Annotated in this window: 13 protein-coding genes and 1 pseudogene; 4 read left to right on the top strand and 10 right to left on the bottom strand. The window is 34.7% G+C overall.

Features of this window, described 5'->3' with window-relative positions; genetic code table 11:
- Positions 1-18 precede the first annotated feature (18 nt).
- Positions 19-1,344, bottom strand: a complete 1,326-nt coding sequence (locus OPR50_RS04170; protein ID WP_264339174.1) for a dihydroorotase — start codon at positions 1,342-1,344, stop codon at positions 19-21.
- 114 nt (positions 1,345-1,458) lie between these two features.
- Positions 1,459-2,694, bottom strand: coding sequence for a hypothetical protein (locus tag OPR50_RS04165; protein ID WP_265023825.1), 1,236 nt, complete (start codon positions 2,692-2,694; stop codon positions 1,459-1,461).
- Between the two features lie 168 nt (positions 2,695-2,862).
- Here OPR50_RS04165 and OPR50_RS04160 point away from each other — a divergent pair, with 168 nt between their 5' ends.
- Complete coding sequence (locus OPR50_RS04160) at positions 2,863-4,989, top strand: heme lyase CcmF/NrfE family subunit (protein ID WP_265023824.1); 2,127 nt, start codon at positions 2,863-2,865, stop codon at positions 4,987-4,989.
- Positions 4,990-5,162: 173 nt separating this feature from the next.
- Positions 5,163-6,065 (top strand): hypothetical protein, encoded by a 903-nt coding sequence (locus OPR50_RS04155; protein ID WP_264339178.1) that lies wholly within the window; start codon positions 5,163-5,165, stop codon positions 6,063-6,065.
- Here the strand turns inward: OPR50_RS04155 and OPR50_RS04150 are convergent.
- Both OPR50_RS04150 and ygfZ read right to left on the bottom strand, forming a co-directional pair.
- Positions 6,052-7,377, bottom strand: a complete 1,326-nt coding sequence (locus OPR50_RS04150) for an IS4 family transposase (protein ID WP_264339118.1) — start codon at positions 7,375-7,377, stop codon at positions 6,052-6,054. The genes OPR50_RS04155 and OPR50_RS04150 overlap by 14 nt on opposite strands.
- A 260-nt stretch (positions 7,378-7,637) precedes the next feature.
- Positions 7,638-8,444 carry a CAF17-like 4Fe-4S cluster assembly/insertion protein YgfZ gene (ygfZ, locus tag OPR50_RS04145; protein WP_155968877.1) on the bottom strand — a complete coding sequence of 269 codons (807 nt, stop codon included), beginning with the start codon at positions 8,442-8,444 and terminating at the stop codon, positions 7,638-7,640.
- Between the two features lie 186 nt (positions 8,445-8,630).
- Between ygfZ and OPR50_RS04140 the strand changes: the two genes are divergently transcribed.
- Both OPR50_RS04140 and groL read left to right on the top strand, forming a co-directional pair.
- Positions 8,631-8,912 carry a co-chaperone GroES gene (locus OPR50_RS04140; protein ID WP_173862895.1) on the top strand — a complete coding sequence of 94 codons (282 nt, stop codon included), beginning with the start codon at positions 8,631-8,633 and terminating at the stop codon, positions 8,910-8,912.
- A gap of 100 nt (positions 8,913-9,012) precedes the next feature.
- Positions 9,013-10,662 (top strand): chaperonin GroEL, encoded by a 1,650-nt coding sequence (groL, locus tag OPR50_RS04135; RefSeq protein ID WP_265023823.1) that lies wholly within the window; start codon positions 9,013-9,015, stop codon positions 10,660-10,662.
- Between the two features lie 562 nt (positions 10,663-11,224).
- On the opposite strand, the gene OPR50_RS04130 is transcribed toward groL, so the two are convergent.
- The 6 genes and pseudogenes from OPR50_RS04130 to OPR50_RS08795 all read right to left on the bottom strand — a co-directional run bounded on the left by OPR50_RS04130 (position 11,225) and on the right by OPR50_RS08795 (position 20,596).
- On the bottom strand, positions 11,225-14,347 hold the full coding sequence (locus tag OPR50_RS04130; RefSeq protein WP_265023822.1) for a DUF3971 domain-containing protein: 3,123 nt from the start codon (positions 14,345-14,347) through the stop codon (positions 11,225-11,227).
- Complete coding sequence (rnhA, locus tag OPR50_RS04125; protein WP_151807582.1) at positions 14,340-14,777, bottom strand: ribonuclease HI; 438 nt, start codon at positions 14,775-14,777, stop codon at positions 14,340-14,342. Before rnhA ends, OPR50_RS04130 begins: the two co-directional genes overlap by 8 nt.
- Positions 14,778-14,952: 175 nt before the next feature.
- Complete coding sequence (locus OPR50_RS04120) at positions 14,953-15,840, bottom strand: heme o synthase (RefSeq protein WP_182309217.1); 888 nt, start codon at positions 15,838-15,840, stop codon at positions 14,953-14,955.
- A gap of 1 nt (position 15,841) precedes the next feature.
- Positions 15,842-17,392, bottom strand: coding sequence for a cytochrome c oxidase subunit I (ctaD, locus tag OPR50_RS04115; protein ID WP_265023821.1), 1,551 nt, complete (start codon positions 17,390-17,392; stop codon positions 15,842-15,844).
- Between the two features lie 15 nt (positions 17,393-17,407).
- A complete protein-coding gene (gene coxB, locus OPR50_RS04110; protein ID WP_012673173.1) occupies positions 17,408-18,172 on the bottom strand; it encodes a cytochrome c oxidase subunit II in 765 nt (254 codons plus the stop codon).
- A 1,331-nt stretch (positions 18,173-19,503) separates the two neighbouring features.
- Positions 19,504-20,596: pseudogene (locus tag OPR50_RS08795) on the bottom strand (IS3 family transposase).
- Between the last annotated feature and the right edge of the window lie 239 nt (positions 20,597-20,835).

Raw genomic sequence — 20,835 nt, 5'->3', positions numbered from 1 at the left:
ATAGATAAGATATGATAACTAACTCTTCTGCGAGTATATAGTTTTGCCGGACACAACAGTACGTACTACGTGTCCTTTTACTTTGCGACCATCGAAAGGAGAATTCTTTGATTTACTAGCAAAGTTGTCAGTTTTAATTTCCCATTCATGATTGAGGTCAACTAAAATTAAGTCTGCAGCAAGGTTTTTTTGTATACGACCACGTGGTATGTGTATTATATCTGCAGGCTTATATGTCAATTTTGCGAGCACATCAAGTAGACCCATTTGCCCACTGTGATAGAGTTCAAGTGAAAGGGGCAGCATTGTTTCAAGACCAACAATACCAAATGCAGCATTTTCAAGTGGCAGATCTTTAGAACTACGATCATGCGGAGCATGATCGGTTGCAATGCAATCAATCACACCTGTCTTTAAACCTTCAACCATAGCTAAACGATCTTCTTCAGTGCGAAGTGGCGGGTTCATTTTTGCAATTGCCCCATGTTGTTTTACTATATCTTCAGTCAAAGTGAAGTGATGAGGGGTTACTTCGCACGTAACATTTAATCCCAAATCTTTTGCACGTTTAATAGCATCAAGTGAATCTTTTGAAGAGACATGTAGAATATGGTAGTGCACATTCTCCATATCTTTCATGAGCAGTATATCGCGACTTACCATAACCGATTCTGACGCACTTAAGATCCCCTTTACTCCCAATTCTTCAGAAATTTTACCTTCGTTGATTGCACCACCTGCTGATAAATTTAAATCTTCTGCATGTTGAGCAATAGGAACATTCAGCATACTTGAATAAAGCAGCGCCTGTCTCATAATCATTGGGTTCATAACTGGCATGCCATCATCGGTGAACCCAACCGCACCTGCTTCCTTTAAAAGTGCCATTTCAGTCAGGTGTTCTTCCGAAGTGGTGATTTTAGCGTAAAATTCAACGTTTACATGTGAAGTTTCAAGTGCTCTATATTTCAAATATTTAGCCAAAATAACGCTATCAATTGCTGGAACAGTGTTTGGCTGACAAACTACAGTTGTAACTCCCCCCGCAGCTGCAGATTTGCTGCCTGTATATATAGTTTCTTTATGTTCCTGGCCTGGTTCACGAAAATGTACGTGAATGTCAATAAGGCCTGGCATTAGAACAAGCCCTTTACAGTCTATTGTTTCATCAACTCCACTTGTTGAAAATAATGATTCGCCAAAATCAACAATTTTATCCCCTTCAGTCAATAGCGAACCTTTTATATCAAGTTTAGTTTCTGGGTCGATAATACGAGCATTAGTATACGCAATTTTATAGCCTTCCTTTTGCCCTGTTTGCAACAAATTCCAAGTTTGAGTCATTATATTTGAGTATCAATTATGCAATAAATCTAAAGTTTTTTTAATAAAACACAACCAAATTAAAACACAGACTAAGAGCTGTCTTGAATTAAAATTATCCCAAAAATCCCGCCCTTATAACCTAATTAGCTTAGTTTTAACGTTAATGTGTGAAACTCTTAGCTCTGTTGGAGGATTTTCCAGTTGAATATCTGGCTCATTCTGCATGTTCGATAAACAAATTAAAGCTGAATCAAAATCTTCATCGAACTGTTTTGCTTCATGTATACCATCGATTATTTCCTCTAATTCTTCATCCATTTCTTGCGGCGCACTTTTTAATATCGCTTTTATTTGGTTTAAGTTTTGACGAATTTTCTCCTGATATCCAACAATTCTCTCTTGATATATATCAATCATTTTTTGACATGCGTTGCCTCTAAATGGATGTTCTTTTTTCTCTTTTATGTAAGAACTTTGAAAGTCTTTACAGTTAAGGATTGCTTCTCTATGTTTTTTTATGTCATTAATCGCGCTGACTATCGACTTATCTATTTTCTTCGAATTTTCTTCCCGTTCTTCTCTTTTAATTATACTTTTGGATTCATTTTTTATCTGGTTCATTTTGTCATACAGGTTTCTACATTCTTTGTAAGATGCCATTGGTTGTAATATTCCTTCTTCTACACCTTTATTGTAAAAATTCTTCAACTCATCACTTGATAGTATTGTTATAGCATCTTCCCTTTTACCTTGTGATTTAGGATACTTTTTATTCAATGAACTAACATGATTTAACAAGAAATCTTTAACTAGCCCTTCTTTTTTTACTTCGGATAATCTTTCTAGTGTTTCTATATATTTCAGAGTTTCCGCAAAGAGCTGTCCACCAGAGGGAGCAAATCCTTGAAGTGATTTACTCTGTGCTTTACAAAAATCGGTTTGTAAAAAATCTTCAGCTTGTTTTTTTATTACTGAAAGTTCATTAAAGGCTTTTTCTGGATTGATTTTTCTCAAAATACTAATAGCTTTTCTAATCGCTTTTTCTCTCTTTTTATTATCTTGTTTTTCATTTAATATGAGATGTTCAGTTTTGGTAAAAGCATCACCGCGATCACTCTTTGCAATGTTACAAACGATGCTTTTTACAACTTTTTCGGTTGCTGCATAATCTATTTCTTTTGCAAAGCAGTCAACAAATGATTGCCAAACTTTTTTATTAACAAGCTTACTTGTCTTATTTTCAAAATCTTCTATATCTTTGAATCCTAAAATAGTATAGAGATTTTTTTCGATTATTGGTTCGGCATGTTGTTTTGCCACTTTACCTTTTATATTGAATGGAAATTTACTAATCTTAGTTGTACCCACAATGTTACCTCAATATTAACGCTATCTATAAAAGTATAAAGATTTAATATTTAATTTTTAATTAATACTAGCACAGCTAACTACGGGAGCATTATGCTAGCATCAATTAACACTTTAACTTCTAACTTGTCATCAGTAATATTGTTTATATAAAAACTATAATTTTTTATGCCTGAACTTGGGAATATATTGCTATTGCTAGCCTGCTTATTGTCTTTGACATATTTGTTTTTACCGCTTAGTTCTTGTCGGTTTATTACCACTGCCATATTTTTTTGTGTATCAGTGTCAATGGCTATTTTGATCTACTGCCACATTACAAATGATTTTTCACTTGAAAACGTATACTACCACTCACACACAACAAAACCTTTGATCTACAAGATTTGTGGTGTTTGGGGAAACAAAGAAGGGTCCATGTTGCTTTGGACCTTAGTGCTTGTCATGTATTTATTACTAATGGATATTTATATACCTTCTGTCATCCCAGTTTCCCCCTCTGTCATCCCAGTCTCTTCTTCTGTCATCCCAGTGCCCAGACACTGGGATCCAGACAATTTAATTGCAAATGAGTACATCAAATGGCAGTGTAATAAAAACTGGATTCCAGTGTCAAGCACTGGAATGACACCAGAACGAACTAATGGTAGTAAATTAAAAAAAATATCTCTTATCACTCATGGGCTGATTTGCTTTTGTTTTTTGCTGTTCACTTTAATTGAATCCAGCCCCTTCACTAAAATGCCAGGCATTGAAACAGATGGATTGGGTTTTAATCCGATATTGCAGGATATAGGCCTTGCTATTCATCCACCGATATTATATTTGGGGTACCTTGGATTTAGCGTTCCTTTTTCGCTCTCTATAGCTGGATTAATTTTAAATACTGAAGGAAATGTTTGGGCTAAAATTGTCAGGTCTTGGGTACTTATTTCTTGGTCGCTGCTCACTTTGGGCATCAGCTTAGGTAGCTGGTGGGCATATCGCGAACTTGGGTGGGGTGGATTTTGGTTTTGGGATCCAGTGGAAAACGTTTCTTTGATGCCGTGGCTAATTGCAGTAGCGCTGACACATTTGTTGCTCGTGGTGCGAAATTTCAATGTTTTAAGGAACTTTGCTATTTTACTTACGCTTACAACTTTTATATTGAGTGTGACTGGAACATTTCTAGTCCGCTCAGGAATACTTACCTCAGTGCACACGTTTGCAGATGATCCAAGATATGGACTATATATATTAGCTCTACTTGGTGTAATTACAGTCAGTAGCTTAGTAATATTTGTAGTATTTACGAGAAAAAATCACACGTCTGCGATGTCATTCCAATGCTTGACACTGGAATCTGAAAAGAAACCTGCTACTCAAGTGACAGAGGGTAGAAGATTCTTTTCACGCCTTACGATGATGCTGATGAACAATTTATTATTCATCACTGCCTTTTTCATTGTGTTCGTTGGCACTTTATACCCTACAGTGCTCGAATATTTAACCGGTAAATTAATTTCAGTTGGAGCACCATACTATAATTCCTTATTTAACCCTATTGCACTGGCTATTCTAGCCCTCACGATAATTGGGCAATACTGCAGTTGGCAGGGAAATAGTCTATTGCCAATATTCCGTGAATATAGATTTTCATTTTGTAGTGCTGCAGCTATTTTGCCGTTTATTTTTCACATGGAGCTAATAATTGTGCTATCAATTACTATCTCCATAGCATTATTAATCTTTGTTTTAGAAGCATACAGTAAAAGAATTTGTTTATTTAAGGTAGCATTTGGTGAATCAATTTTATTAGCAAGAAAAGTTTCTAAATCCTACTATGCAATGATGGCAGCTCATGCTGGAGTGGCAATTCTAGTGCTTGGTATAGCATATTCGGTTGGTTGGCAGGAGAAAAAAGAAAATTACTTAAAAATAGGGGATAGCATAACAGTCAATAAATTTAAAGTTACTTTACGAAATATTGAGCTAATAAAAGAAAAAAATTTCCATGCAGTGAGGGGTACAATGGATATCAGGAATTTGCTGAATAATAAGATATTAGGTGAGATGACCCCTGAATATAGATTTTACCTTGTGGAAGGTCAGAAAAATGTTGAAAGCAGTATCTACCACAATTTATTTTCTGATATTTATGTTGTAATTGGAGAGATTGATAAGAGTAAGAGCAAAATCGCAGCCAAAGTGCACTATAAACCTGGAATGTCTATAATCTGGCTTGGATCCTTTCTTATCGCTTTTGGTTCGCTCTTTGCTGCTTTTCCTTTTAGTAAACGGGCGAAGGTTGTCTAGCTGTCGTGGATTTATTAACAACGCTCCTAGGTCCAGAGTGCAATATATGAGAAATTACCGGGCTATAGATACTGATTTGCAAAGGTTAGAACCAAAGAAAGTTATATTTTTTTATTGACAGACCTATATATTACGATATTCACTAAGGGATTAGTGAGTAATGGTTATACAATATGAATGGTGGGGTATCAGACAAGGAAAAAGCTATACGCACTGCTTTCGATTTTAAGGAGCCTTACAGCGATTGGCATCAAATTTTTAAACGTCCTAATCAACAGTATAACCCTTCCAACTATGATTCGTCGAGCGAAATAAATGAACACGATATAGAAACTCAAAAGATTGAAGAAGGTGATGGCCATGATTCAGGTATTAGTTCCGATGATGAGGATGACCGGGCAACTTATACAGCAGTACAATTAACTAATGATTCTCTTGATAGCCAAAGATATACAGGAATATGCATTCCAACACCAACTGATGGTTGGGCAGGTGAAAATAATCATCAGACTGGTTTATCAGGTGATTTGCCAGACGTGAGTAATAATCCACAAATTTTTGAAAGTACTGATTCAGTAGAGCATAATTCTACCTGCAATGATCATGTAATTTGTGATTCAGGTCACAATTCTGACGATGAGGATCAGATTCCAGAGGACTTTCCTTCAAGGAAACGAGTACGATCGATTGAAATTGATCAGTTTGAACCGTTGTACAAGAAGAGGAAAATAGAAGCACAAAATAATCAAAAATATACAGAAAATGTATGTAATCCAACAAATGGTGGTTTGTTAGGTGAAAGTGATAATCAACAGATTTCTGAAGATACAGAAATAACTTCTGATTGTAATCCAGATGATTCAGATCCAAAAGGGAATGAGGGCTATGGTTCAGATGGTTCTTGTGAAAGTAAAGAAAATTTGACAAAGGGCGCTGGTGGTAGTAATCAGACTTTTGAAGGTGAACAGAAAAGCTCAGAATTTCCGAAAGTTAACAATTGGTCAGATAGTGATGGGAACTCAGAAGACAGTTCGGACTGTGGTGATGATCATACGCGTCAAGTTAAGAGATTGTGAGCAAATTTAGAGAGGTTAAAGTGGATACTCTAGCCCTTCTACGTTTGTCTTTTAATGAAAATCGCGACCAAGTTATAGTGAGTTTTTTAAGAAATGCTTTTAAACTATTAATTTTGGTTAATACTAAAAATAACTCTCTAACCCGCCTTTTTAGCTCAATAAATGCCTTTGTTAAGCTAAGTTCTGTATTCTTTTTCACTTCTGTGCAACCAACTATGCCGTGAAATATAAGAATTGCGCACAATTTAGCATATAGTTCACATAATACTCTGCATGGCTTTCCTTTTAGCTTATCAAGCCTGATATGGCTTTTATACAATTTAAATAATAACTCAATTTGCCACCTTACTCTGTAAATCGTTAATACTTGCTCAGCACTAATTTTATTTTCTGGAACATTAGTTATAAATATTGACCAGTTCAACAATTTTTGATTTCTTTTAGAGGATGTATATCCCTGCGATCTTGCTAATCTATTAGCTTTCCTTCTTCTGGCCATAGACTGTTCTTCAGTTAGTTTCTGACATATAATTCTTACTCTAATTTTTGCTTCTTTTCCTAACAATACCTCGTTTTCTAAAAATAACTTATCCTCTAAACATTCTAATAACTCCATTTTTTGATTTGTTTCTACATCATATATGTTGGTATCGGATTTATAACGACTTATGAAATAAGCTCCTATTTCATTGATTTGTTTAAAAGAACTTGGCACAAAATAACCGAGATCAGATATTAGCAAATCATTGCTTAATATATTACTTAAATGTTTCCTATATCCCTGGTCTGATCTTACCCCCTCCGTTAAATTAAGTTGGTCTATTATCTGATTCATGTAGTCGAAAACTAATTGTAACTTTATTCCAGACTTAGTATTGCTTTCATAGCCACTGTAGCTAGTACCATAACCTTTATACATCTCTTCCATACTGTTAGGTAGAGTAATATAGCTACTGTCCAATAATTTAACACTATTAAATTGCTGTAAGATTTTGCAATCAACTTGCAAGATATTTTTAAAGAGAATCACAGATTCATTATACATCCTTTTCATAAATTCCACTGCTTCTTCAGTAAATCTAAAATCCAAACCTTGTTTTGTTATATCTATCGAGTCCTCGTTTAGTAATTGACACATTGTTTCTACGCTACAATTATCAACTCCTATATTACCCAAGACCATGGCTTTTACGAATGATGAACCTTTTAGCTTTCTCTTTCTTTTTATAAACCTTGTTGTAATTGAGATTTTCTCTGCTTTTTCATTAAAAAATTCTTTGAGCTTTTTTGATAAGCAAGTTATTTTATTCATTGGTTCTCTCACTAAAAGTATATCTGGGAGAACTTATACCTTATTATTCTATCTCTTTCATACCTTTATTTCCTTAACTTGACGCGTATGCTTTTTTGAACATTCCCGGAAATGCAGAAAAAAAATGTTCAACATTATATCAGGAGTCCTTGTCGTTTTAATCTGCACAGATTGCGAAGTTAAATGAAATAGCTTCACTGTTATGATAAGGGTGCTGGCGAAGGGTGTCAAGCAAGTTTTTCGTTTCTATATGCGCTACCTTAAGACTTCAACGTCTTAACGCACCTAACTCCATCTGCATATAAATTTGCATGGCTCTTTCCAGTATTAAGCAATGCAAATCCAATGTTGTCTACACTAGAGCGCAGTTCCCCTATTTCCTCATTATTTTCATTTGTCACTTTAGTGCCAATATCTGGAAGTGCGTTATCTCCCTCAACAAGGTAAAGTTTTCTTCTGAATATTTCTTGTCTGCTCATTCGATTTACGACTTCCTGACCTATATAACACCCCTTATTAAAGCTTATACCGTTTACTTTATCGATTAAAAATTGCAGTGGAAATGATGAATTCTGCACCATATCTTTCGCTCCATCTGGAACGAGATTTTGAATTCTAACTTTTTCATACTGAGTAAAATCCCCAACCGGCTCTTTTATTTCATCTTTATGTATGATCCTCATTCCTAGCAGCTTGTGCCTTGGATCTTGAAAAATAACTTGTGACTTACCACTACACTCCGCCAACTTAGTATTAAACAAAACTCCAACCTTATATAGTGCGCTAACGTCTTTAATTTTCACTTTCAAATAAGTTTTAAGCAAATCCAGTTTCTCGATTATTTGCTGCAAGTGCATGTTTTCGCACTCCAAGAGGGTGTATTTACCATATTCAATAAGAAAAAAATCATATAGATATTTTCCCTGAGGGCTAAGCAATAAAGAGTAAATGGCTTTTTGGCTATCCAACTTATTAATATCATTGGTTATAATACCCTGCAGAAAATCTCTAGTGTCAGGCCCATATAGCACTATCACACCACGACTTAAAAATGGTATATAACTCATGAAATCTCTATAAATAAATCTAAATTTTATTATATAACATTAGGCTCTTTTAGAAACTGCTTTTGGCGTGCATATTTTATAATGGCGTGCATATTTTACAAGCTCCAGCCCTTGAAATCTAACTTACGAGTATATATATATAAACTTATAAGTTAATTTGTTGATGAGGAAAAACAAATGTCAAGTATAAGTTTAAATGTATTAGATGATAGCGTGCTGATCAAGCCTATTAGCGAAGAAAAGCAAGGTGGAATTGTGCTTCCATCAAGTGCTGAAAAGAAACCTACTAAAGGTGAAGTTATAGCAATTGGTGAAGGTTCACGCAATTCAAGTGGCGAACGCGTAACTTTAACTGTGAAAGCTGGTGATAAAGTGTTCTATCGCCAATGGGCTGGTACAGAAATAGAACATAATAATGAGAAGCTTATCGTGATGAAAGAGTCCGATATACTTGCTGTCATTAAGTAGCAGTCTTTATTTTACTAAACTGAAACAAAGCGCAACATAGCGCATTGTAAATGATTTTATTATAGTTTTCTAAATTTTTTATTAACAAGAGGTGATAAAAATGACTAATGTAGTAGTATCAGGTGAGCAGTTGCAAGAAGCCTTTCGTGAAGTTGCAGCAATAGTGGATTCAACGGTAGCAATAACTGCAGGACCTAGAGGAAAAACAGTAGGGATTAATAAGCCCTATGGAGCACCAGAAATTACAAAAGATGGTTATAAGGTGATGAAGGGTATCAAGCCTGAAAAACCATTAAACGCTGCGATAGCAAGCATCTTTGCACAAAGTTGTTCTCAATGTAACGATAAAGTTGGTGATGGTACAACAACGTGCTCAATACTAACTAGCAACATGATAATGGAAGCTTCAAAATCAATTGCTGCTGGAAACGATCGTGTTGGTATTAAAAACGGAATACAGAAGGCAAAAGATGTAATATTAAAGGAAATTGCGTCAATGTCTCGTACAATTTCTCTAGAGAAAATAGACGAAGTGGCACAAGTTGCAATAATCTCTGCAAATGGTGATAAGGATATAGGTAACAGTATCGCTGATTCCGTGAAAAAAGTTGGAAAAGAGGGTGTAATAACTGTTGAAGAGAGTAAAGGTTCAAAAGAGTTAGAAGTTGAGCTGACTACTGGCATGCAATTTGATCGCGGTTATCTTTCTCCGTATTTTATTACAAATAATGAAAAAATGATCGTGGAGCTTGATAATCCTTATCTATTAATTACAGAGAAAAAATTAAATATTATTCAACCTTTACTTCCTATTCTTGAAGCTATTGTTAAATCTGGTAAACCTTTGGTTATTATTGCAGAGGATATCGAAGGTGAAGTATTAAGCACTTTAGTTATCAATAAATTGCGTGGTGGTTTAAAAGTTGCTGCAGTAAAAGCTCCAGGTTTTGGTGACAGAAGAAAGGAGATGCTCGAAGACATAGCAACTTTAACTGGTGCTAAGTACGTCATAAAAGATGAACTTGGAATCAAGATGGAAGATCTCACGCTTGATGATCTTGGTACGGCTAAAAATGTTAAAATTACTAAAGATAATACCACAGTTGTCAGCGAAAACAGCGATTCTGACAGTGTGAAAGCTAGAATCGAGCAGATTAAATCTCAAATTGAAACTTCAACTTCTGATTATGATAAAGAAAAGCTAAGAGAACGTTTAGCGAAATTATCAGGTGGCGTTGCTGTGCTCAAAGTTGGTGGAGCAACTGAAGTGGAAGTTAAAGAACGTAGAGATAGAGTCGAAGATGCGCTGCATGCAACAAGAGCTGCAATTGAAGAAGGCATAGTTCCAGGTGGTGGAGTTGCGCTTCTTTATGCTTCATCTGTTCTCGACAAATTAAAAGGTGCAAGTGACGAAGAGCAAATAGGCATAAACATTATCAAGAAAGTTCTCAGTGCTCCAATTAGAAGGTTAGTTAAAAATGCTGGTCTTGAATCTGCTGTTATAATTGACTATTTGATTAAGCAGAATGATAAAGAGCTTATATACAACGTTGAGGCTATGAATTACGCTAATGCATTTACAGCTGGTGTGATTGATCCAGCAAAAGTGGTGCGTATTGCTTTTGAAACAGCGGTATCTGTTGCGAGTGTGCTGATAACTACTGAATCTATGATAGTTGATGTACCAAGCAAAGAAAATGCTTCATCTCCTATGGGTGCAGGAGAAATGAGTGGCATGGGTGGATTCTAAGTAGAATGAAACCGTGGAGCAATTGCTCCACGGTAGTTCCAAAAAATCTCACATTTTACTATTCGTTAAAGGTAATACGTTTGGTGCAGAAATGCACTACTGTTTGCATCCGTTTCACTCCTTTATATTGTGGTTGTCTAATAACAAAAAGGCAGCATAAGAAAACTATAACCCCTAGTATATTTATACTATAGCTGACCCAAGCAACACGTCATACCGCGATTCATTCCACAACTGTACGAACATTACAATATGGCACATAGTAAACGATGTCATGAAAGTAGCTGACACTGGAATGACACCCTTTTGGATGGAAACCAGTGTCACGTACTGGCATGACACCCATTTGTTCCTATAGTTGTCTTTTCTCGTCTACCTTATTTTGCCACTCTGCTGAACAGATACAATTTACAACCACCCCCCTACCCTTTTTAGTTGTTCAGCAAATATAGAGAGGTTAAAGGGAGTGGTATTACTTAAACAACTAAATAAAAAATCAGGTAGATCATTCTGAAATTCTTGCATTTTTGTCCATAATTTTGTTAAATAACTTCCCTTTTGGTCATATCGAACCAAATTTCTTTTTCACACCACCTTTTAAGCCACTTTCGTTAGTTTTTGTCATAATGCGGTCAAACACTCCCAATAACCTCTTTAATAGGTTTGGAGTTAGCGAAGAGATAAGATCAACAGATACGTTATTGTTTTTGTCATCACCACTTGCTTTATAGTCTATTGAAACGATTCCCCTACTTTTCCCACCAGTAAGAAGTTTTCCAATTATAGGAATTTTTAACAAAGATTTATTAATTGAATATGCTGGTATTACTTGTCCTGCAACCTGGAATTTATAATTTCTAATATCGAGCTTACCACCAGTGCTAATACCTAACTCCGCCCCTTCAAGCCAAGATTCTTCAATTTCAATAGTGCCATCTTTGTATGAAAAAGGTGCATTACATTTGTAAAAGTATACACCTTCATTTTTTATGGCATTTACAATGCCAGGCAATGAAGACATCGACAATAAAGTAGTAAGTAGTGGAGCATCTTTGATGTAGAAATTGCTAATGGATAACGTACCATAATGTTCTCCACTTTCTCTCTGAGGAGAGAGATAAAAAGACAATTTGCCGTTTTTAATTGATTTACTAATGCCTAAGGAACGCAAAAGCATACCTGAATTATCCGCATATATTTCGAGCCCTATTCCACTGTATTCTGCTAGTATGTTGCTGCTATCTTCCAGAAACTGCCCTGTAAATTGACTTCCATTGCAATTACCTTTAGTACAGGTTACATTCAGCTTAGCATTTTTGATAACGATGCCTTCTTTCATAATTACATTGTCAACATTCATACTAATCTCTATATCTTTATTTAATCCATTACTGTTTTTGCCAAGCAAGCCTAAAATATCACTTAAGTTAATTTCCTCACCATAAATAGTTATGGCATTTTTCTCCTTACCTGATTCAATTTCTATACTAAAATCATTATCAGGCAATTTAAAGCTACTAGAATTTAAATATAAATTTCCATTTTCTACTCTTCCGCTGAATTTTATATCTAGGTCATTTCCTACAATGTCTAATTTATCTACTAACAATTCACCTGCTCCTTTTAACCTTGTAGAAAACAAAATTTTATTGTGATCTTCAAAGCGATTTTTCCACCCTAAGTAGCTTGAATGTGATTCAAATTCTGATAAATCTATATCACCATTAACATACCCCGTCTTATCTTGATTTATCACTGACTCTAAATTTGCACTGACATAGCCACTATCAAAATTAAATATTTGAGCGGGTAAATCTCCGGTCAAATTCCAGGCGAAACTTTCATTCCTATTGCTACTTTTCAGGTCAAATAATAGCTGTGTGTTATTCACCATACCACTACCATTTAAATCTATAAAGTCACTGCCAAAACTAAGCTTAATATCATATTTACCAAGACTTGCATTATAGACGGCCAAATTGTCAATTTCAGAATGAAAATTTGCTGAGAAGTCTACTTTTTTGTCATCAGCATTTAGATTAAAAATGCGAAAATTAAATACGGATTTTGCCATTCCACTTACTTTATCCCTTTCAACCTTCACCACATCATCCAGCTTAAATCTTATAGGCTCATATAAACCATACGCATCACTTACAGCTTTGCCATTAATGGTTAGAACTGAATCTTCCTTATTTAGAGATTTCATTTCAATATCACCACCATTAACAGTGAAATTCTGAAACTTAGCGCTATTTACAGTAATTTCAAGATCGTTATTCTTGATGATCAAATCACCCTTTAATTCCTTTACTTGCTCAAAATCTTCATCAAATTTTACGCTACCGTTTTCTATATCAGCAACAATTACAATGTCTGACAGATCGTCATCAACCAAATTGTTAATTTTGCCATTGAAACTTACAATGGTATTTAAAACATCCCCATCAATATTATCACAATACCAGCTTTTAAATTTACTATTTACTACACTATCTGGTATATAAGTACATAAATCCTTTGCAGCAAACTTACTAATATTAATTCTAAGCAAAGCATGACTTGTACCAAAGTTCATTTTGCCTATTAAAGAGAGATACGTGTCATTTAACTTAAAATGGAAGTTTTTTACACTAATAATTCCACTACTATATGTTAAATTTATATTTACATTAGTTAAGGCCAAATTTTTGTTCAAATAATTTTCTGTATTTAATACGTATATATTTCCATCTACAATTTCATCCTTTTTATTAATTTTCACTGAGAAGCTTCCTTTGAATCCTATATTTTTGTCCAAATTGTAGCTTTTAACTAATGTAGAAAACTTGCTCAATAGTCCCAATTTTAGATCATAAAATATCCCGTACACATTTAGCAAATTGTTGCGATTTTTTATCGTAATTGATAAATCATCCAAAAATCCCTTTCCATCTTTTGTATTCACATGAATATCTAAAACATTAAAATCTTCCCCCTTCCCTATATATAATTTATCAATAAAAAATTCATCTTCTGTGCTTTTATCAATAGCGATGTTAGTAAATTCAATTTTTGAATCCGCATTTAAGTCAAAAAAAAATTCCCTTATTGTTTTTAATAGATTTTTTGCACTACTTTCTGTCATCTTGAAATTCTTCCCTGTCATCCCAGTATCTTTTTTTCCTGTCATCCCAGCACTCGTCCTTGTCATCCAAGTAGCTTGACTACTTGTTTCTTTTTTTCTAGATTCCAGCGTCACGCGCTGGAATGACACCGAAGGAAGGCGGTTACTACTTAAATAATGATTATCCAAAAGGTCTAATGAGTTTTGCGGATTAACATTAGTTTCTTCTCTCTTGATACATACATGCACATTATCAGCTGAAACCTGAGAGAGATTTGTGCTAGCTTTAAATAAGGAACTTAACTTAAAATGTACAAAAAGCTCAGGAACTTTTATAGTAAAATTAGGGTTTGCTATTGCCAAATCCGTAATGACTAAATACGGATCTTTGCCATCTTTCTGCCAAACAACTGAGGTATTCTCCATATTAACGCTTGAGCCAACAAATATTTTTGATATTTTATGTTTAACATAAAAATCAATATAATTAATATTGATTTCTAAAGGCTTAAAAAAAATAAAGAAGCACAATATGAATAATAAAGCTACGGAAAATAATATAGTAATTTTTTTAAGCATCGATTATTGCTTTTCTTGCTAAACTATCAGCCTCCTCATTATACTTATCGCCACTGTGTGCTTTAACCCACTTCCAATCAATTTCGTGTTGTGAAGCAACGTTGTCTAGCTCTTTCCACAATTCCATATTTTTTACTGATTTTTTATTACTTGTTTTCCAGCCATTCATTTTCCACTTATTTATCCATTCTGTTATGCCATGCTTAACATAAAGACTATCCGTATATAAATTAATATTACAAGAAAATTTCAATACTTTCAGCCCATTGATCACCGCTGTTAACTCCATTTTATTGTTTGTGGTATTTTCTTCTCTACCATAAATGTCTTTTCTGTAATCTTGAAATAATATGATAGCTGCCCATCCTCCCGCTCCAGGATTACCAGAACACGCCCCATCCGTATATATTGTCACTTCTTTTTTACTCATCTTTGTTTATATCGGTTAACAAAGTATATAGTTGCTTTTATGAAAGCACAATTTCTAAAGGTAGTTTAAGCTGCACCTTTAAATTTTATTATAGAAACAAAAAAAAGTGTGACAACGAGCATTACCAAAAGGAAAAGTAAAAAATAGTTTTTATGCTTCTGCCGTTCTTTCATAACTAAAATAAATCAATAGAACAAAAAATAATACTGGCGAATAGGGAAAATAGATAAGAAATTGAATAAGAAAACATTTTTTTCTGTGAGCTGTGATTCTTGAACTTCATAACAGATACAGCGTACCAAATAAAAACGCAACCTTCAAAGGTTGCCATGCTTAGATAAAGTAAAGCCTTTTTCAAAAATAGAGCCGGAAGCAAGCTAGTTAGCACCAGCAAAACACTATAAATTAATATATATTTTCTTGTTTTTTCCGGACCATAAACAATATTGAACATTGGAATTGATGCCTTTGCATAGTCTTCAGACTTATTTAAAGATAGGGCCCAAAAGTGTGGTGGAGTCCACATAAAAATTACTAAAAATAAAATGAAACTTTCCCAACTTACAGAATTAGTCACAACTGCCCAGCCAATCATTGGAGGGAAAGCACCTGCTGCACCACCGATAACGATATTCTGCGGAGTACGCCTTTTTAGCCAAATTGTATATATGAAAACGTAAAATAATATGCTAACAGCAAGCAAAGCAGCAGAAATATAGTTTACTGCTATTGCCATGATAAATACTGACAATATTCCAAGAGTTATACCAAATTCAAGCGCACTTTCTGCAGAAACTCTACCTGAGGGTATAGGGCGGTTTTTTGTCCTTTCCATGAGCAGATCTATGTCTCTGTCATACCACATATTTATAGCACCTGCAGATCCTGAGCCAAGAGCAACACATATAAGAGATATTAGTGCTAGAAAAGGGTGCATACTACCTGGTGCAGTAACCATACCAGCAACTGCAGTAAATACCACAAGATACATTATCCTTGGCTTCAGCAAACGCCAAAAATCCAGTATTGTTGATTCAACATTTAGCAAAACACTTGTGTACATTCTATTTTACCACTGGTGGTTTTTCGAAAGTATGAAAAGGCGGTGGTGAAGATACCGTCCATTCCAAGGTGTCACCTCCCCAAGGATTATCTCCAGCTTTCTTGCCCCATTTAAAAAGATGTATAACTATAAACACAAAAAACATAACTGAAACAAAGGACATATACGAACCAATTGAGGATATATAATTCCAAGGGATAAACGCATCAGGATAATCAGGTATACGCCTTGGCATACCAGCTAATCCTAAGAAATGTTGAGGTAAAAAAGTGATATTGGTGCTAATAAAAGTAAGCCAAAAGTGGATTTGACCTAAGCGCTCATTATATTGTTTACCCGACATTTTACCAATCCAATAATAAAAGCCAGCAAAAGCTCCAAATAATGCAGCAAGTGACATGACATAATGGAAGTGAGCAACAACATAATAGGTGTCGTGCAGGAGCTTATCTATTCCACCATGAGAAAGAATTATTCCCGTTATGCCACCGCCAACAAACATAAAAATAAAACCTAGTGCAAATAGCATAGGGGTTTTAAACTCAATTGCTCCGCCCCACATAGTTGCAATCCAGCTAAAGACTTTTACACCAGTTATAACACCGATAAAAATTGTGGTAGTGCTAAAAAATGCAGCAGCGTCAGCACTAAGCCCAACAGTGAACATATGATGAGCCCAAACCATAAAGCCAAATACTGCTATACCTATCATTGCATAAACCATCCCTATGTAACCAAATACAGGTCTGTGAGAAAAAGTTGATACAACCTGACTTATGATGCCAAATGCAGGAAAAATAATTACGTAAACTTCTGGATGACCAAAAAACCAAAATAAATGTTGAAATAACACAGGGTCACCACCACCGGCAGGATCAAAAAAGGAAGTACCAACATTGCGATCAGTAAGAAGCATAGTTATAGCACCGGCAAGCACCGGTAAGGCAACAATCAACATAAATGCTGTTAGCAAGACAGACCAAACAAATAGTGGCATCTTAGTCAACGACATGCCTTTCGCACGCATGTTAAATATAGTAACTATAAAGTTGATCGCCCCAACAATTGACGACATACCAGCAACATGAAGTGCAAGTATAGCAATGTCAACTCCTGCACTTGGATGGGACATTACCTGTGATAAAGGTGGATATAAAGTCCAACCTGTACCTGGACCTTCACCAATAAACACTGAGAGAATGAGCAAAATAAAAGATGACACTAATAACCAAAAACTTAAATTATTCATACGAGGAAATGCCATATCTGGTGCGCCAATCATGAGAGGTACAAACCAGTTACCAAATCCTCCCATGAGGGCTGGCATTATCATAAAAAACACCATTATCAATGCATGCCCTGTAACCATTACGTTATATAATTGATAGTTATTGTTAAGTATATTAATGTGCATTAGCTGAGTGCGAATAATCACCGATAATAATCCACCAATAATTCCAGCTGATATGGAAAAAATAATGTACAGTGTCCCTATGTCTTTATGATTAGTGGAAAACAACCAACGCTTTATGCCCCTTGGTACGTCACTCATATCTATACTCCAAATTTAACTCACTAATTTTCTATTTTCAATCCACTTATTAAAATCTTCTTTGCTTACTGCTTCAACAACAATTGGCATAAATCCATGGCCTTGACCACACAATTCATAGCACTGCCCGTAATAAACACCAGACTTTTTGATATTAAACCACGCCTCATTCAGCCTACCTGGTATCGCATCAATTTTTACACCAAAAGCCGGTACTCCCCAGCTGTGTATCACATCTCCTGCTGTAACTTGTAAACGAACATTAGTATTAATGGGTAAAACGATGTTGTTATCAACAGAGAATAGCTTTAAATCTCCTTCGATAAAGTCTTCTTTTCCCTTAATATAACTATCAAATGACACACCTTGATATTCTGGATATTGGTAACTCCAATACCATTGATGGCCAATAACTTTCAGTGTTATATCAGCTTTCGGTATTTCTTCCTGTAGCTTCAGTAATTTAGCGTTTTCAAAGGCTAATATTCCAACAATGATAGTTGGTATAACAAACCAAATAATTTCTAAAGGAACACTATGGGTAGTTTTACTTATGTTTGTTACTTTGCTTTTACGAAAGCGAAACGCTATATAAGCAAGCAGCGCCCACACAAAAAGCATTATTGTAACCATCACAAGCATCACAAACGAATGTGACCTAACTACAGCCTCCATTACTTCAGTTGCAGGAGCAGGAAATCCAAATTGCCAGGAAGTAGGAGCAGAGGCAACAGATATATTTGAGTAAAATATTATCAATAGTGCAAATAACTTCACCATATCTTTTGTTTGTTTGCTATAAAACTAAGTGATATACTGTATAATAGTATATATAAACTTACTATGCAAATAGAGATTAGTGATGGTTAATAATTTTTTAGCATTCAACAAGTATAATAGTACAATACTAATTGAGGAAAAAAGCATTTACATAAATCTATTGTAAGTAAAAATATTATAATATTTTAAATTAAGTATTTACTTTAAGTAAATTCTATAATAATTTTAATAGTGTCTGTTACTGCTAATAACCCTCTAGCCTCACACCTAAAAGCAGTAACAGACACTATTAAACTTTATGACAAGTTTATAATCTGTAAGATCAAAGTCTTACAAGTTTCTTTATTTCATTATACATTGCAGTTTGTTAATTAACTTTTAATGCCTATGGTGGCATTTACAGCTTGGACCAAAGGTTTATGTATTATAGAAAATAATTATAAAAAAAACACACTATTTGTATACCATACAAACTTTTTTTATTCTGCATAGCTGAGTTACTAGATTCTGTAAACGAAATCTTTAGAGAAGCCAAATGGGCAAAGTTTCATGAAGGTCTTTGGCATCTCTTAGCATAGATCCCTTACTTAACCATCATACCGCGATTCATTCGCAGTATCTCAAAGCATAGATCCCGCTAACACGTAGCGGGATGACGATTGTCAGGCTAGCTGTCATCCCAGTGTCAAGCACTGGGATGACAAGGTATAAACCTTATCGTCATGCCGCCACAAACCGTCATACCGCGATTCATTCGCGGTATCTCTAGATCCCGCTAACAAGTAGCGGGATGACGATTGTCGTTTAGCCATAAACATTAAGAAATTTACCAAATAAAAAAAAAGGCAAAAGAAGCCCTGGGGTTATTATCCGCTTTAAAATATTGGCGTTTTTTATGTTTTAAACGCTTGACAAGCGAAATTCAGCTGCTTTTAATTGCAACTAACCTACGCTGCAAATGTTTAAGAAATTTACTAAGCAGAAAAAAAGACAAAGAATCCCCGAGTTAGCTAGTCTTTTACTATCTCTGTCGAGTATTGGCATTTTTTGATGTCTTGTAACGCTTTATAAGCGCGTTTCAGCTTATATAGGTAAAAACCCAGAAATTTTTAAAGACATGCGATGCACGTAGTGCGAAAAATTAAACATGAGACGCCAAATACCCTAAGTTTGACTCGCGACATAATGTTGAACATTTTTTTTTGCATTTCCAGAGCAAGTTCTTGAAACCTAAACATTATATGTACATCATCATGATCAATTCTAATGCATCTAACTAATGCTATGATGACCTTACCCAGAAAAAGTGGAGAGAAAGTTTGGAATGTTTTTTACAAAAAGAATGATGCATCAAATTGTTCTGGAATGCAATAGTTAATAGTGACGTTGTTTGTTATAAAAAATTTCTATATATTCAAATATAGCAGTTTTGATATGCTGTTTAGAGTGCCGAGAGGTGTCTATTGGTAACTCCCTTTTTAGAGAACTGAAGAAGCTTTCCACAACAGAATTGTCGTAACAACAACCTTTATAACTCATCTATGTTTTTTATGGATAAGAGATATTGATAACCTTGCGAAGTATATTGTGAACCTTGATCACTATGTAATAGTAGATTTTTGGCAGGTTTACGCTTGTTAACGGCCATTAATAAAGAGTCCATAACCAATTGTTTATTTATTGAACTGCTCATTAACTACCATGCGTGAATATAGATCGATTATTGTTGCCAAATATAGCCATCCTTCTTTGGTTTTTATATAAGTAATCCCATACTTTATTTGGTTGATCGACAATAAAGTTTTGGTCTAATATATTGGGAGCTACTGTCCGTTTGTTGTTTCTTAATTTTAAATTTTCTTCTCAATATAGCCTGAATACCATTTTTCTGCATAATACTTTGCACTGTTTTTAAGTTGCAACTTTTACCCAAAGCCTTTAATTCAGCATGAATTTTAGGAGCTCCATATCTACATTTAGAAGCTTGATATATTTTTTGAAATCTGCTAATAACTCTTTATTTGCTGATTCTCTACTGCTTATTTTCCTTGTAGTCCACTTATAGTAGCCACTAGCAGAAAACCCTACATAATTCCTGCACTTTATAGTGTTTACTATGCTCTTTTATGAAAAAATATTTTACTCTTTTTGACTGGCCAGGGCTTTTTTTAAAATGTCTCTTTCTCTTGTTACTTTTGCTAACTCTTTCTGTAAATCAAATCTCTCTTTGTCATAAGGTGCTACATCTGGAAATGCATTTGCCGCTGACTTTTTTTCGTTATATTTCTTCATCCATTTTCCTAATACACTATCCCTTATTCCTAGATCTCTTGCTACTTTTGCAACTGGTTGACCTACCTTTCTTTGTTCATTTGCCAGCTTAACAGCTTCCAATTTGAATTCTGCCGTATATTCTCTTACCATTTCTAATCCTCCAAAATTTTATTTTACCCGAAAAAACTCCTTTCTTTCTCTCCACTTTTTCTGGGTAAGGTCAATTCGGAACTCTATTTCTTTTTTACGATCTTTACTTTTATTCTTATTGTTCATATAATATACCCTTCACTAATAATAAATTATTTTTAAATGTTTACTGTTATTTTCTTAGCAGTATTGGCATAAAGCCATAGCTTTTGGGTGAAGTCAAATCAAATTTTCAATTT

Source organism: Wolbachia endosymbiont (group A) of Epagoge grotiana, from assembly GCF_947251775.1.
Classification (GTDB): Bacteria; Pseudomonadota; Alphaproteobacteria; order Rickettsiales; family Anaplasmataceae; genus Wolbachia; species Wolbachia pipientis.
Note: the sequence above shows the minus strand (reverse complement) of the source record. Positions and strands in the feature narration are given on the sequence as shown.